At 64.3% G+C, this 15,452-nt stretch carries 13 protein-coding genes; 7 read left to right on the top strand and 6 right to left on the bottom strand.

Annotation, left to right across the window (positions count from 1 at the left end; translation table 11 throughout):
- Positions 1-31: 31 nt before the first annotated feature.
- From FJ957_RS23805 to FJ957_RS23780, 5 genes are all read right to left on the bottom strand, one after another.
- Positions 32-640, bottom strand: coding sequence for a cupin domain-containing protein (locus FJ957_RS23805; protein ID WP_140835267.1), 609 nt, complete (start codon positions 638-640; stop codon positions 32-34).
- A 284-nt stretch (positions 641-924) separates the two neighbouring features.
- Entirely contained in the window at positions 925-1,995 is a 1,071-nt protein-coding gene (locus FJ957_RS23795) for an ABC transporter substrate-binding protein (protein ID WP_140835266.1), read from the bottom strand.
- Between the two features lie 27 nt (positions 1,996-2,022).
- On the bottom strand, positions 2,023-2,838 hold the full coding sequence (locus FJ957_RS23790; protein ID WP_140835265.1) for an ABC transporter permease: 816 nt from the start codon (positions 2,836-2,838) through the stop codon (positions 2,023-2,025).
- Positions 2,835-3,725 (bottom strand): ABC transporter permease, encoded by an 891-nt coding sequence (locus tag FJ957_RS23785; RefSeq protein ID WP_140835264.1) that lies wholly within the window; start codon positions 3,723-3,725, stop codon positions 2,835-2,837. Before FJ957_RS23785 ends, FJ957_RS23790 begins: the two co-directional genes overlap by 4 nt.
- A 93-nt stretch (positions 3,726-3,818) precedes the next feature.
- Entirely contained in the window at positions 3,819-5,099 is a 1,281-nt protein-coding gene (locus FJ957_RS23780) for an FAD-dependent oxidoreductase (RefSeq protein ID WP_140835263.1), read from the bottom strand.
- Between the two features lie 194 nt (positions 5,100-5,293).
- On the opposite strand from FJ957_RS23780, the gene FJ957_RS23775 reads away from it, so the two are divergent.
- The 5 genes from FJ957_RS23775 (at position 5,294) to FJ957_RS23755 (ending at position 10,665) form a co-directional block, all read left to right on the top strand.
- Positions 5,294-6,451: a fumarylacetoacetate hydrolase family protein gene (locus FJ957_RS23775; protein ID WP_140835262.1), complete on the top strand. Its 1,158-nt coding sequence runs from the start codon at positions 5,294-5,296 to the stop codon at positions 6,449-6,451.
- Between the two features lie 273 nt (positions 6,452-6,724).
- Entirely contained in the window at positions 6,725-7,657 is a 933-nt protein-coding gene (locus tag FJ957_RS23770; RefSeq protein WP_140835420.1) for a substrate-binding domain-containing protein, read from the top strand.
- Positions 7,658-7,752: 95 nt separating this feature from the next.
- Positions 7,753-8,739 (top strand): ABC transporter permease, encoded by a 987-nt coding sequence (locus FJ957_RS23765; RefSeq protein ID WP_140705151.1) that lies wholly within the window; start codon positions 7,753-7,755, stop codon positions 8,737-8,739.
- A 3-nt stretch (positions 8,740-8,742) separates the two neighbouring features.
- Positions 8,743-9,537: an ATP-binding cassette domain-containing protein gene (locus tag FJ957_RS23760; protein WP_140835261.1), complete on the top strand. Its 795-nt coding sequence runs from the start codon at positions 8,743-8,745 to the stop codon at positions 9,535-9,537.
- 105 nt (positions 9,538-9,642) lie between these two features.
- A complete protein-coding gene (locus FJ957_RS23755) occupies positions 9,643-10,665 on the top strand; it encodes a LacI family DNA-binding transcriptional regulator (protein WP_140835260.1) in 1,023 nt (340 codons plus the stop codon).
- Positions 10,666-11,176: 511 nt separating this feature from the next.
- On the opposite strand, the gene FJ957_RS23750 is transcribed toward FJ957_RS23755, so the two are convergent.
- Entirely contained in the window at positions 11,177-11,758 is a 582-nt protein-coding gene (locus FJ957_RS23750; RefSeq protein ID WP_140835259.1) for a TetR/AcrR family transcriptional regulator, read from the bottom strand.
- A gap of 251 nt (positions 11,759-12,009) precedes the next feature.
- Between FJ957_RS23750 and FJ957_RS23745 the strand changes: the two genes are divergently transcribed.
- A complete protein-coding gene (locus FJ957_RS23745) occupies positions 12,010-12,249 on the top strand; it encodes a hypothetical protein (protein WP_140835419.1) in 240 nt (79 codons plus the stop codon).
- Positions 12,243-15,440 carry a multidrug efflux RND transporter permease subunit gene (locus FJ957_RS23740; protein ID WP_140835258.1) on the top strand — a complete coding sequence of 1,066 codons (3,198 nt, stop codon included), beginning with the start codon at positions 12,243-12,245 and terminating at the stop codon, positions 15,438-15,440. The genes FJ957_RS23745 and FJ957_RS23740 overlap by 7 nt, the downstream gene beginning before the upstream one ends.
- Positions 15,441-15,452 lie beyond the last annotated feature (12 nt).

Raw genomic sequence — 15,452 nt, 5'->3', positions numbered from 1 at the left:
TTCACACTTTTCCTGGAATTGCTCTGAGGCATCAGGCGCCATCGCGCACCTCTGACGGTTTTGTCGTGTTGACCCACAGGATCTGGCAGCGCTCGGCGCCAGGGTTGCGGAAGGCATGCAGCAGCGTGCTCTTGAAGGCAAAACTGTCGCCGGCTTTCAGCACATAGGTCGTGGCGTCCACCACCAGTTCGACCTCGCCCGTCACCACGAAGCCGAATTCGTGGCCGGCATGGGCATAGGCTTCCGCCGTGCCGCCGCCGGCCTCGACCGTGACCAGCATGCCGGTGAGCGTCGCGGCAGGTGGCGACAGCAGCGCCTTGGCGATGCCTTCCGACTTCACCGGGATCTGCCGCCGCTTGTCGGCGCGCACGCAATAGAGATCGTTGACCGCCTCGTTGCCGTCGGTGATCAGCGCCGACGGTTCGATGTCGAGCGCGGCGGCGAGCGGCCAGATCACCTTGACGCGCAGCGAGGACATGCCGCGCTCGATCTGGCTGAGCGCGCCGATGGAGATGCCGGCCTTGCCCGCGAGTTCGGCCAGCGACAGCTTGCGCTCGAGTCTGAGCGCCCGGACGCGCCGGCCGACGCGGACGTCGGCATCGTCTTTCGGCTTCGCCGCCGCTTCGTCGAGAATGTCCATGCAATGGTCCTCGTTGCAGTCAATTAGGCCGGCAATTGACCAAGCCGGCCTCATTATTAAGTTTCTTATCCTGCCGGACGCTGGCACTGCCCCTCATCGCCCTGCCGGGCACTTCTCCCCGTATAGTGACGGGGAGAAGGAACTGGCCGCAACGCTGGCGCCAGTGCTGCGACGAGGTTGATTGGCGAAACCGCTGGCGACAGCGCCCCTCTCCCCGTCACTATACGGGGAGAGGATGCCGGCAGGCAGGTGAGGGGCAGCGCAAAACTTCGGCAATTAATCGCTCAGCCCCCTGCCTTCACCTTTTCGAACATCTTCGCCACGTCGTCATTCTGCTTCATCGGCCCCGTGAAGATGGTGCTCTTCAGCATCACGTCCGGATCCGCCGGCAGTTGCAGCTTGTCGAGCTCCTCCTTCGACACGCCGGCGAAGGCGGTCGAGAGCGAGCTGCCATAGCCATAGGACTGGATCAGGAACTTGCCCGAGTCGGCGTCGAGCCGGCTGTTGATGAAGTCATAGGCGAGATCGACATTCTTGGCGTCCTTCAGCATGACGAAGCCGCAGGCCCAGGTCAGCATACCTTCCTTCGGCTTCATGAACTCCACCGGAACGCCCTGCTTCTTCAGCGACGTGGCCGACGCATTCCAGGTCATGGCGGCGACCAACTGGCCGCTTGCCAAAGCCTGCTCGACCGAGGTCATGTCGGTGGTGTAGCTGGACAGCAGCGGGCGCTGCTCGCGCAGCTTTTCCGCCACCTTGTCCAACTGCTCCGGCGTCATGTCGAAGGGATTCACGCCGGCCAGAAGCGCTGCCACGATCGGCGTGTCGTGGACGGCGTCGATGGTCGCCATGCGGCCGGCATACTGCTTGTCCCACAGAAGCTTCCAGCTCGCCTCGGGATTCTTCACCAGGTCGGTGCGGTAGAGGATCGAAGTGTTGCCCCAGTCCCACGGCACCATCCAGACCTTGCCGTCGCCGGCCTGCAGGTCGGGCAGGTTCTTGAACACCGGGAAGATCGAATCCCAGTTCTTGATGCGCTTGGTGTCGATCGGCTGCAGAAGGCCTTCCTTGTTCCAGCGCGCCACCTTGTCGTAGCAGGGGTGCGCGATGTCGGGCCTGAAGCCGGCCTTGACCTTGGTAAAGGCGTCGTCGTCATCGCCGAAGATCGTCGCCTCGACGCCATCGGGATGCGCGGCAAGGAAGCTCTTGTTGAAGTCGGGCAATTCGTAGCCCGACCAGGTGAAATATTGCAGCTTGTCGGCGGCAAGAGCGACCGTCGACGACAGCGCGAGCGCCAGTGCGGCAAGGCCGACCCGGGCTTTGTGTCCGGCGATCGATTTCAGGTGGAATGTCATTTTCGTTCTCCTCTTCTTTGTTGTGGTTCAGGCTGGATTGCGGCGCGCAGTTCCAAGACCGCGATGGCGAAGGATTTCGGCGGTGCCGGCGATGATGAAGGAGACAGTGAGGATCACCGTTCCCAGCGCCATCACGGTCGGCAGCGAGCGCGGGAAGCGCAGCTGGCTCCAGATGTAGAGCGGCAGCGTCGGCTCGGTGCCGGCGAGGAAAAAGACGACGATGAACTCGTCGAAGGAAATCAGGAAGGAGAGCATGAAAGCCGACAGCACGGCTGGCAGGCTGAGCGGCAGCATGACGCGCCGGAACGTCGTCCAGTCGGAAGCGCCGAGGTCGAGCGCCGCTTCACGGATCGTCTTCGGGATGGCGGCGAAGCGGCTGCGCATCACCACCACCGTAGTGGGCAGCGCGACGAGGATATGGCCGAGCACGATGGAAACGCGCGATGGTCCAAGGCCGATGAGGTTGACCAGGATCAACAGCGAAATGCCGACGATGACCCCCGGGATCAGGATCGGCAGCCGGGCGATGGCGCTGATCGTGGCGGCGAGCGGCGAGCGGCCGTAGAGGTCCATATAGGATACGGTGATGCCGCAGAGCGTCGCGCCGGAGGCGGCGATGACGCCGATGACCAGGCTGTTGGCCAAAGCGCCGGAAAGCGCCGGATTGCCATAGAGCGTGCGGTACCATTCGAGCGTGAAACCCCGCAGCGGGAACGCCGCCTGGATCGAGTTGTTGAAGGAAAACAGCGGGATCAAAAGGACCGGCAGATAGAGGAAGACGAGATAGCCGAGCACATAGAGGCCGAGCCAGCGGCCGCTGTTGGTGTCAGCCCGGGCGCTCATGTGCGGCTGCCGAATCTGCGGTCGGCGCCGCGCGCCACCAGGACGACGCAAAGGATGACCAGCATGACGCAGACCGAGAGGGCCGCTCCGAATGGCCAGTCATTGGCCTTGCCGAACTGCGACTGGATCAGCGTGCCGATCATGGTGCTGGCCGGACCGCCGACCATGGCCGGCGTGACATAGTCGCCGACCGTCGGCACGAAGACGACGAGTGCCGCCGCCAGCACGCCCGGCATGGAGTTGGGAAGCACGACGCGGCGGAAGCAGGTGAAGGGCCGCGCGCCGAGATCGGATGCGGCTTCGAGCAGCGATTTCGGGATGGTGTCCAGCGCAACATAGATCGGCAGAATGGCGAAGGGCGCGTAGGCGTGGGCGAGCGTCACCACCACCGCTGCCGGCGTGTTGAGGAACGCGAGTGTCGGCTCGGACCAGAGGCCGGTCTCGATGAAGGCCGAGTTGAGCACGCCGTTATAGGCAAGCACGATCTTCCAGGCGAAGACGCGCAGCAGATAGCTGGTCCAGAACGGCAGCGTGACCAGGAAGAGCAGCAGGTTGCGGCGGCGACCGGCATGGAAGGCGAGGTAGTAGGCGACGGGATAGGCGGTGGCGACGGTGGCGAGCGTCACCAGGCCGGCGATGACCAGCGAGCGCAGCGTCACCATCCAGTAGAGCGGATCGGTAGCGACGGTGACGAAATTCTCCGCCGTCAGGCCGACGCCGAGCAGCGAGCCGTCATTGCCCCTGAAGGCGAGGAAGACCACCAGGCCAAGCGCGAACAGGATCAGGAAGAAGGTGACCAGTCCGCCCGGCAGCAGCATGGCGAAGCGGAACACCGGCGAGATGCGGTTTTCCGGCAATGGCCGTGCTGCGGCGATGGTCGACGACATCGAACTGTCCATCGAATTCTGAAATCGCCCAATGCTTTTTCATATTTGTGAAACTGTCAAGCTGAATCGCTTGTGCGCCGCACGCGTTCGGGATCAGCGCTCGAACGTGTCGAGCATCCGGTACCACGTGATCGCCGCGGCGACGCCGACCTGGCGGAAAGCATGGAACGGGATCGGCCGGATCGGCGACAGCGGGAACGGCAATTGCCTGGCATCGCCGCTCGCGAGGTAATTCGCCATCCGCTTGCCCAGCGCGCTCATCAGGCCGACGCCCCTGCCTTGGCAGCCGACGACCGCGAGCAGGCCTTTTTCCGGCTCATGCAGATGCGGCAGATGATCCGGTGTCAGCGCCACGCGACCGAACCAGCGCTTTTCGATGGCGACGCCCGCGAGCGCCGGATAGAGGCGGATGAGCGCGCGTTCGCAATGCGCCCAGTCCGCGGGACTGGAGGGCAGCGCCATGCCGCGGCCGCCCAGCACCATCCGGCCATCGGAGCTCTTGCGATAGTAGACCAGGATGCGGCGGGAATCTGAAACGGCCTGCCCGCCCGGCAGGATGCCGGCTGCAAGGTCCGCCGGCAGCGGCGCGGTGGCGATCTGGAAGGAATGCAGCGGCACGATCGTCTGTGCGAGGCCAGGCAGCAGGCCATCCGTATAGGCGTTGGTGGCGAGCACGACTGACTTGGCGCGCAATTCGGCGCCGCCTTGCGTCGAAACGCGCCAGACGCCGGCCTCCTTAGCGAGTTTCACCACCCTTTGCTGCCCGGCGATCTTCACGCCGGCGGCCGAGGCGACGCGGGCGAGTTCAAGCGTGTAGGACAGCGGATCGATGACGCCGGCGCGGCGGTCGAGCCAGCCGCCGAGATAGCCCCTGGCGCCGGTCATCGCCGCGATCCCTGCCCGGTCGAGCAGTTCGACGTCGGCGCCGCGCGAGCGCCATTGGCGGTCTCGGTTCGCCGCCGCCTTCAGCGCGGTCTCAGTGTGCGCGGCCTGGATCCAGCCGTTGCGCGTGAACGGCACGGTCAGCTTCTCGTCGCGGATCACATCGAACACGGCGTCGGCCGTCGAAGCGGCGAATCCCACCAGGGCTTCGCCGCGCTCCTTGCCGAAATGCCTCAGCAGCCATTCCGGATCGTATTTGAGGCCTGGAATGACCTGGCCGCCATTGAGGCCCGAAGCACCCTGCCCGATCGCGCCGGCGTCAAGCACCTGAATGGAAAGCCCCGCGCGCGCCGCATGCAGCGCAGTCGATAGTCCCATGATGCCGCCGCCGACGATGACCGCGTCGAGCGTGCCGCCGGCCGATAAGTCCGATTGAAATGCCGGGGCAGCCTGCGGCTTTTGCCAAATCGGATCGGAAAAGGCTGCGGGCAAAGATCACCTCGGCGCTGAAGCTTCGTGAAAATCCTATTGTTGATTTCATGAATTTGAAAGCGTGTTTCGATGGGCCAGCCGCCTACGCTTTTGATGACAGGGACAACTGGCCCACGAACCGGGCTACGAACGGCATGGACGTTTGACCCAAATCCGGGGAAAGTGCCGCGCGACAGTTGAGAGGAAGCATCACCATGACCGATCCGACCCGCCTGCCCGCCGACGGCCTCTTCGTCGGCCGCGCCAGGACAAGCGAAGCTACTCATCCGCTGGTGGTGACGGTGCGGGACGGCCAGGTCATCGACATCACCTCGAGCGCGGCGCCCACGGTGCGTGATGTCTGCGAACTGAGGGATCCGGCCGGCTATCTGCGCTCGGCCAAGGGCAAGGCAATCGGCGCGCTGGAAGACATCGCGGCGAACAGCTTCGAAGACAAACGCGATGCGAAGAAGCCGATCCTGCTTTCTCCCGTCGACCTGCAGGCGGTGAAGGCTTCCGGCGTCACCTTCGTCGTCAGCCTGCTCGAGCGCGTCATCGAGGAACAGGCGCGTGGTTCGGCCGAAAAAGCCGACGCCATCCGCGCCGACATCGCCGGGCTGATCGGCCATGACCTGTCGAAACTGAAGCCCGGCTCGCCGGAAGCGATGGAGATCAAGGCCAAGCTGATTTCGCGCGGCGCCTGGTCGCAATATCTGGAGGTGGGCATCGGCCCCGATGCCGAGATCTTCACCAAATGCCAGCCCATGGCCTCGGTCGGCTTCGGCGCCGATGTCGGCCTGCATCCGGTCTCCACCTGGAACAATCCGGAGCCGGAGATCGCCATGATCGCCGACAGTTCGGGGCGCATCGTCGGCGCCACGCTCGGCAACGACGTCAATCTGCGCGACGTCGAGGGGCGCTCGGCGCTGCTGCTCGGCAAGGCCAAGGACAACAATGCTTCCGCTTCGCTCGGCCCCTTCATCCGGCTGTTCGACGAGACGTTTTCCATCGCCGACGTGAAGCGCGCCACGGTGCGGCTCAGCGTCGAGGGCGAGGACGGCTTTGCGCTGGAGGGCGCGAGTTCGATGGCGGAAATCAGCCGCTCGCCAGAAGAGCTGGTCAAGGCCGCGATGGGGCCGCATCACCAGTATCCGGACGGGTTGGCGCTCTATCTCGGCACCATGTTCGTGCCGTCGAAGGATCGCGGCGAGAAGGGCAAGGGCTTTACCCACAAGGTCGGCGACATCGTCACCATCTCGTCGGAAAAGCTCGGCGCGCTCACCAACCGCGTGCGCCTGTCGCCGGACTGCCCGCACTGGACCTACGGCGCCAGCCACCTGATGCGCGACCTGGCCAAGGCGGGTCTGATCTAACGCCGCACCAGAAGGGCGGTTGCTTGGAGGCCAATCCGTGCAGCGGATGGTCGATGGTGCCGCTTGCCCAACGAATATCACCGTTGCTGATGCAATCTGATGGGATTGGTGATGGCGTGCGCGCCTGTGCCAACATCCACTGGCGATGGAGGCTTGCCACCGCCCGAAAAAGAGAATGCTCTGGACGTTCCGGTCGGCGCTGGCAGGAGATGCGGGTTCCAAGGTCGCATCGCGCTGATCCAGGAGGAGAGTTTCAACATGGGAGGAAATCGAATGCTTTCGCGGCTAAGACTACTCGTGCTTGGCTTGATCGCGGCACTCGCCATTCCGGCGATGGCCGAGGCCAAGACGTTCTACTGGATTTCGCATGGCGGCCCCGCCGATCCGGTCTGGACCTACTTCCTGGCCGGAGCCAAGCAATGGGCCAAGGACACGGGCAACACCGTCAACACCTCGTTCCACAATGGCGACGTCGCGTCCCAGCAGGAAGCCGTGCGCGCCGCGATCGCGGCCAAGGCCGACGGCATCGCCACCACCAGCCCCGATCCGGGCAGCCTGGTCGAGATCGTCAAGGAGGCCCGCGCGGCCAACATCCCGATCATCAACTTCAACACGCCCGATCCGAAGGCCAATTTCAACGCCTATGTCGGCGGCGACAACGTCACGTTCGGCAAGCACTGGGCGCAGTATCTGGTCGACAAGGGCCTGGTGAAGAAGGGCGACTTCGTCTGGATGCCGGTCGAGATCCCCGGCGCCACCTATGGCGTGCAGGAAGAGGAAGGCATCAAGAGCGTGTTCGAGCCGGCCGGCATCACCTATGAGGTGACCGAGGCGACGCTCGACCAGGCCGAAGCGATCAACCGCATGGTCGACTACCTCACCGCGCACAAGGGCAAGGTGAAGGCGATCATCGGCCTGGGCGACCTCGTCACCGGCTCGATCAAGCGCGTGTTCGACCAGGCCGGCGTGAAGCCGGGCGAAATCCCGGTCGTCGGCTGGGGCAACTCGCTCGACACCACGCAGGAAGTGCTGAACGGCTACGTCAATGCCGGACAGTGGCAGGACCCGCAGGCGACCAGCTATATCGCGCTGTCGATGGCCAACATGGCCGCCAGCGGCATCCCTCCGGGCTTCAACGTCATCACCGGCGCGCTCTACGAGAAGGACACCGCCGGCGTCTACGACAAGATCCTGTCCGGCAAATAATCCTCAAGCGAACGGTCGCGACACCCCCTGTCGCGGCCGATTTTCCTTCTCCCCGCGCCGTCCCATCGGACGGTCGCGCTTACGTCGCGGGTTCAATGGAAAACCATTCCTTCGTCCAACGCCTTGTCGCGCGGCCGGAATTCGGTCCGCTGGTGCTGCTCGTCGTCGAGCTCGTCGTCTTCTGGGGCATCAATCCCGACTTCCTGTCGCCGCAGAACATTTCGAACATCCTGGCCTTCACAGTCGAGCTCGGCCTGATCGCGCTGGCAATGACCTTGTTGATGACATCCGGAGAATTCGACCTCTCGGTCGGCTCGCTGTTCGGCTTCTCGCCGGTGCTGATGTGGACGCTCTTCAACAGCGGCGTCACTTCGCTGGAGATGGGCCTGCTGATCGCGCTGATCGTGGCTGCCCTGGTCGGGCTGGTGAATGGCTGGTTTGTCACCCAGCTCAAGATCCCGTCCTTCCTCGTGACGCTCGGAATGCTGCTGGTCGTGCGCGGCACCGCTTTGTTCATCACCGACGGTTTCCCGCAGCGCACCTGGAGCGCGGAAGGCAGCTGGCTGGCGAACATCCTGGTCGGCGACTTCTATGTCGGACCGTTCCGAATCTATGCCTCGCTGTTCTGGTTCATCGGCGCCGCGATCGTGCTCGGCTATGTGCTGACGCAGAGCCGCACCGGCAACTGGATCCAGGCCGCCGGCGGCAATCCGAACGCGGCCCGCGCGCGCGGCGTCAACGTCAACCGCGTCAAGGTCGGCCTGTTCATCCTGTCGGCGGTGATGGCCTCGCTTGCCGGCGTCATCTCGTCGCTGCGCACGTCCGCCGCCAACCCCAATAGCGGCACCGGCTACGAGCTCGAGGTCATCGCCATGGTGGTGATCGGCGGCACGGCGCTGACCGGCGGGCGTGGCACCATCATCGGCACGGTGCTCGGCATCCTGATCCTGCGTGTCATGCGCAACGGCATCGTGCTGATCGGCGTGCCGGGGCTCGCCTACAACATCTTCATCGGCGCGATCATCCTCGGCATGATGGCGCTGCACTCCTGGCTTGAACGCCGGCACCAGGCAGGGACCTGAACCATGGCCGAACCGCTCATCCGCATGGAAAACATCCGCAAGTCCTACGGGCGCGTGCAGGCGCTGGTGGACGCCAATTTCCACGTCAACGAAAAGGAGATCGTCGGCCTGCTCGGCGACAACGGCGCGGGCAAGTCGACGCTGATCAAGGTGCTGTCGGGCGCCGTGCCGCTGACCAGCGGCGACATCTTCATCCGCGGCAAGAAGGTCACGCTGCGCAGCACCAGCGACGCCATCGCCCACGGCATCGAGACGATCTACCAGGACTCGGCTCTCGTCACGCAGTTGTCGATCGCGCGCAACCTGTTCCTCGGGCGCGAGCCGATCAGGGCGCCGCGCTTCCTGAACCGCATGGACCAGGACGCAATGAACGCGGTGGCGCGCGACCTGCTCAGGCAGGTCGGCATCACCAAGAATATCCCGCCGACGACACCGATCGGCTCGCTGTCGGGCGGCGAGCGGCAGGCCGTGGCGATCGCGCGCGCCATGCATTTCGACAGCGATCTCATCATCCTCGACGAACCGACCAACAATCTCGGCGTCGCCGAGACGCAAGGGGTGCTGAGCTTCGTGCGCAGCGCCCGCGATTCAGGGCACTCCTGCATCTTCATCGCCCACAACATCCATCACGTCTTCCAGGTGGTCGACCGTATCGTGGTGATGCGCCGGGGCAAGGTGGTGGCCGACGACATCGATCCGAAAAAGACAACGGTCGCCGAGGTCGAGCGCGTCATCACCGGCATGTCGGACAAGGAGATACGGGACGCGATTTCCGACGGCCCGCAGCAGCATGGCTGACGGTCTTCCGTCGATTTGGCCCGGCGTCGATTTGGCCCGGCGTCGGTTTGGCCTGACGTTGAATTGTCCTGACAGGGGCTCGCTTCCCATCCTATGACTGGACTCATGAAAGCCACGGTAGCCGACATCGCCAGAAGCTGCGGCCTGTCGACCGCGACCGTCGACAGGGTGCTCAACAACCGGCCGGGGGCAAGCGCTGCCAACCGGCAGCGGGTGATGGAGGCGGCCAAGCAGCTCGGCTATCTGCCGACGCTCGATCAGGTGGTTTTGCCGTCGAAGCCGGCGCACCTGGAATTCTTCCTGCCGATCGGGTCCAATGGCTTCATGGCCGATCTTGCCCATCACATCGAGGATTATGCGGCACGCCTGCCGCTGGTCGCCTCCTGCCGCATCCACAACCTTGCCGGTATTTCGCCGGGCGCGCTGCAAAGCGCGGTGGAGAATCTGTCGCTCAAGGCCAACGGTGTCGGCGTCATCGCCGTCGACCACCCGCGCACGCGCAACATCCTGCGCGAGCTGGTCGATGCCGGGATCAGGCTGGTCACGCTGATCTCGGATGTGCCGGCGGCACCCCGCTCGGCCTATGTCGGCATCGACAACCGGGTGGCGGGCCGCACCGCGGCGCTGCTGATGGGCCGCTTCCTCGGCGGCCGTACAGGACATCTGGCGATGGTGGTCGGCTCGCGCTCCTATCGCGGCCACGAGGAGCGCGAGATGGGTTTTCGTTCGGTGCTGAACGAAGAGTTTCCCAACCTCACGGTCTCAAGCGCCGCCGAGAGCAATGACGACCCGGACGCCAGCTACCGCGCAACCATCAAGGCGCTGCACAACGAACCGGACCTGCTCGGCATCTATTGCGTCGGCGCCGGACGGTCCGGCGTGGCCAAGGCCTTGCTCGAGGTCAAGCCGCGCAAGAAGCCGGTCTTCATCTGCCACGACCTGACCAAGGAAACGCGCCGCTATCTCGTCGACGATCTCGCCGACGTCGTGATCGACCAGAATGCGCGACTGATCGCCGAGCAGTCGGTGATCCGCCTGCTCGGCTCCATCGCGTCGTCGGCGCCGTATCTGACGAAAAAGTTTATCGAGCCGCGGCTGATCTTCAAGGAAAACGTGCCGGTGCAATAAACCGGCAGGTGGGCGCACGAAGGAGGCCTTAGTATGTCGCGCAAAAGTGTGCAGCGGTTTTGCGATAACGACATGCATGAAAACACAGGCTTAAAGCGCGTCGCCTGAATCCGCTTCAGCGCGACGCGCTTTAGCATTTGTCTGACGATTGATGCCGCAATTCTGCACAGCAGCTATGCAGGTTTCGCAATTGCCGAATCGTTAGGCATCCCGTACTTCTCTGGGTGTCGGCCGTCTCCTCCTCCCAGATGTGATGCCGACGCTGAGTACGGTACACCTCCTCCCGTGCCGTATTCGAAATCGAAGCCCGCTGCCACCTCCTCCCGGCAGCGGGCTTTTTCTTTGCCCGCAATGACGCGGAACGCCCCTCACCCGGATTGCCAAATCGAATTGCAAAGGCAATCGGGCAATCCGACCTCTCCCGAGGGGAGAGGAGCCGCCGGCGCCAACGCTACCTCTTCTCCCACGAGGAGAAGGTGGCCGCGAAGCGGCCGGATGTGGGAAGTCCCGTTCAGCACGCCCGGAACGAGGCGATCAGGCTTTCGGCCATGCGCACGAACTGCGCGCTCGGGCCTTCGGCGCCGACGCTCTGCATCGAGACGCGCGCGCCTTCGAGCAGCAGCGACAGCGTGTCGGCGAGAAGCTCTGCCTGGCCGATGCCGGCATCGCGGCAAAGCGCCACCAGCTTCTCGCGCTGGGCTTCCTTCAGTTCCTTGATGACGCGCCGTGCCGGATGATCGGTCTCGGTAAGCTCGACGGCGGCATTGGCCATGTCGCAGCCGCGGCTGTCGGCGCTCAGCAGTTCCGAAGCCTTGCGGACCCAGGCATGAAGCTGGGCGAGCTTGTCGCCGGGATGCTGCGCCTCGAACTCGTCCCATATCCTTGAAGCCTTCGCCGCCGTGGCGCGCAGGCACTCGATGATCAGCTCGTCCTTCGACTCGAAGTGACGGTAAAGTGTCATCTTGTTCGTGCCGGCAGCCTCGGTGATGGCGTCGACGCCAACACCCTTGATGCCGTGCTTGTGGAACATGTCCTGCGCCGTCTCCAGGATTCGATCCCGGGGGCGGGAACGCTCCGCGACGCCGTCAGTCATCATGATCTCCTTTCGTCGTTTCCAAAAAAACCGTCGTCACCTCTTGACTAGGGTGTTACCGGTCTGTAACTTCCAGCATGTTACTTACTGGTAACACCTATATCACTCGCCGTCAAACGACAAGGCCTCCGATAGCCCTGCCAGAGTGAGATAGGACGCAAAACCTGCCTGTCATGCGGCTTCGGCCGGTGAAGAACGAGAAAAAAGCGGCCCGTGATCAGTCGATGCGGGCCGAGCAAGGAGCCGCTCCTATGCAAAAGCGCAAAGACCTGACGATCGACGAAGCCATCCGGGATCCGATGATCCGGCTGGTGATGAAGGCGGACGGGATCGACCCAAAAGCCTTCGAACGGATGCTGCGCTCGCGCGCAGCGGAACAGGCGCCGGGTGACGATGTCCCGCCTTCCTTCCTGGCGGATTCCGGTTCCGGCCGGGCCCGGCGCCTGCGCCATTTCGCAAAACCGTTCGGCGAGGCGTCCGCATCATGGTGAACTTCTTCATCCACCGCCCGATCTTCGCGTCGGCGATCGCCATCATCATGGTGCTCGCCGGTGCGATCGCGTATTTCCTGTTGCCGGTCTCGCAGTTCCCCGACATCACCCCTCCGCAAGTCGTGGTCAGCGCCCATTATCCGGGCGCCAGCGCGCAGGTCGTGGCCGATACGGTCACCACGCCGCTCGAGCAGCAGATCAACGGCGTGCAGGGAATGACCTACATGTCGTCGACGAGCTCGAATGACGGCTCCTCGACCATCACCATCACCTTCGACGTCGGCTACCCGCTGAGCACGGCGGCCGTCGACGTGCAGAATCGCGTCTCGCAAGCGGCATCCTCCCTGCCGGCCATCGTCAACCAGGGCGGCGTGACGATCAAGAAGCAAAACCCCAATTTCGTGCTGATTGTCGACCTCACCTCGCCGGACGGCTCCGTCGATCCGGTGGCGCTGAGCAACCTCGCCTATCTGCAGGTGGTCGATCCGCTGAAGCGCCTGCCCGGCGTCGGCGACGTGCAGATCTTCGGCGAGCGCCGCTATTCGATGCGCGTCTGGCTCGACCCGGACAAGCTTGCCAATCTCGGCATCACCGCCGTCGACGTGCAGAACGCGATCGCCGAGCAGAACGTGCAGGTGGCGGCCGGCAAGATCGGCCAGTCGCCGGCGCCCGCCGGCACCGCCTTCGAGATGCAGGTCAACGCGGTGGGCCGCCTCAGCGACCCGAAGGAATTCGGCGACATCGTCGTGCGCGCCAATTCGCAGAACGGCTCGCTGGTGCGCCTGCGCGACGTCGCCCGCATCGAGCTCGGCGCGCTGCAATATTCGTCATCCGCCTTCTTCGGCAAGGACCCGACCGTGGTTTTGGCCGTCTACCAGATGCCGGGCTCCAACGCCCTCGACCTGCAGCAGCGGGTCAAGGACAAGATGCAGGAGCTGTCGCAGCGTTTTCCCAAGGGCGTCCACTACGCCATGCATTACGACACGACGCGCTTCGTGTCGGCCTCGATGCATGACGTGCTGATCACGCTCGGCGAAGCGCTGGTGCTGGTCGTGGCGGTGGTATTCGTCTTCCTGCAGAGCTGGCGCACCACCATCATCCCGACCATCGCCATTCCCGTCTCGCTGATCGCGACATTGGCGATCATGTATATGCTGGGCTTCTCGCTCAACATGCTCTCGCTGCTCGGCATGGTGCTGGCGATCGGTCTTGTCGTCGACGATGCGATCGTCGTGGTCGAGAATGTCGAGCGACAGCTGGAGGCCGGGCTGAAGCCGCTTGCCGCGACGCGCGCGGCGATGGCCGAGGTGACCGGCCCGATCATCGCCACGACGGCGGTGCTCATGGCGGTGTTCGTTCCCGTCGCCTTCATCCCCGGCGTCTCCGGCCGGCTCTACAATCAGTTCGCGTTGACAGTCGCGATCTCCGTCGGCATTTCCGCCTTCAACTCGCTGACGCTGTCGCCTGCGCTGAGCGCCGCCTTCCTGCGCCATCGCGGCGAGACCCAGTTCGTGCTGTTCCGCTGGTTCAACGCCGGCTTCGACTGGCTGTCGCATGCCTATGCGCATGGCGTGCGCATCCTGATCAAGCTGCGCTGGGCGATGCTCGTCCTGTTCGCGGCCGGTCTGGTCGCCACCTATTTCGTCTGGCAGAAACTGCCCTCGACCTTCCTGCCTGTCGAAGACCAGGGCTATTTCTTCGTCGTCATCCAGCTGCCGGACGGCGCTTCGCTCGAACGCACGGATGCGGTGGCGCAGAAGGCGCGCGATATCCTGCAGAACACGCCCGGCGTCGACATCGTCGGCTCGATCAGCGGCCTGAACTTCCTCACCAGCGCCGCACAGTCGAACTCCGCGGTGGAATTCGCCATCCTGAAACCCTGGGACGAACGCGGACCCGACCAGAGTGCGTCGAAACTCGTCGAGCAGGTGCGTGGCAAGCTGCTGCAGATGCCGGATGCGTTCGCGCTGTCCTTCGACCCACCCTCGATCCCCGGCATAGGCACCACCGGCGGCTTCGAGTTCCAGGTGGAGGATCTCTCCGGACGCGGCAGTGCGGCGCTGAACGACGTCACGCAGGCGCTGATCGCAGAAGCGCGCAAGCAGCCGGAGCTCAATCCGCAACAGCTGTTCTCGTCCTTCTCGACCTCGACGCCGCAGTTCAACTACGACCTCGACCGCAGCAAGGCGAAGCTGCTCGGCCTCAACCTGCCGGACGTGTTCAACACGCTGCAGATCTATCTCGGCTCGCTCTACGTCAACGACTTCAACCTGTTCGGCCGTACCTTCCGTGTGACCATCCAGGCCGACAAGGACGCGCGCGCCGACGCCACCGACATCTCGCGGCTCTATGTGCGCAATGCGTCGGGCGGCATGGTGCCGCTAAGCACGCTGGGCAGACTGGTGCCGATCGTCGGTCCGGAGACCGTGCCGCACTACAACAACAATGCGTCCGCCCTGATCAATGGCGGCGCCGCCCCCGGCTTCTCGTCCGGGCAGGCGGTGGCGGCCATGGAGCGGGCGGCGGCGAACGTGCTGCCGCGCGACTTCGGCTACGAGTGGACCGGCATCACCTATCAGGAGCTCAAGGCCGGGTCGATCGCTTCGGTGGTGTTCGGGCTGGCGATCGTCTTCGTCTTCCTGATCCTGGCGGCGCAGTATGAAAGCTGGGCGATGCCCTTCATGGTGCTGCTCGCCGTGCCGCTCGCCCTGTTCGGCGCCTTCGCGGTGCTGATGCTGCGCGGCATGCAGATCGACGTCTACTCGCAGATCGGCTTCGTCATGCTGATCGGCCTGGCGGCCAAGAACGCGATCCTGATCGTCGAGTTCGCCAGACGCCGGCGCGAGGAAGGGCTCACCATCGTCGAAGCGGCGATGGAAGCCGCGAGGCTTCGCCTGCGGCCGATCCTGATGACGGCCTTCGCCTTCATCCTCGGCGTGCTGCCGCTGATGTTCGCGACAGGCGCCGGTGCAGCAAGCCGTCAGTCGATCGGCACCACCGTCTTCGGCGGCATGGTGGCGGCGACGATACTGTCGCTGGTCTTCGTGCCGGTCTTCTACGCGGTGATCGAGCAGCTGCGCGAACGCAGCGAAAAGGAAACGGCCAAGGGCCACCACGACGCCCCTCGGCCAGAAGAAATTGAACCGACCGCCGAGCTGGCGCTTCAGCCGCTGGCCCAGGCGGCTGAATAAGGATTGGAGATC

This window comes from Mesorhizobium sp. B2-4-6, assembly GCF_006442775.1.
Taxonomy (GTDB): Bacteria; Pseudomonadota; Alphaproteobacteria; order Rhizobiales; family Rhizobiaceae; genus Mesorhizobium.
This window is presented reverse-complemented; position numbering and strand designations above follow the sequence as displayed.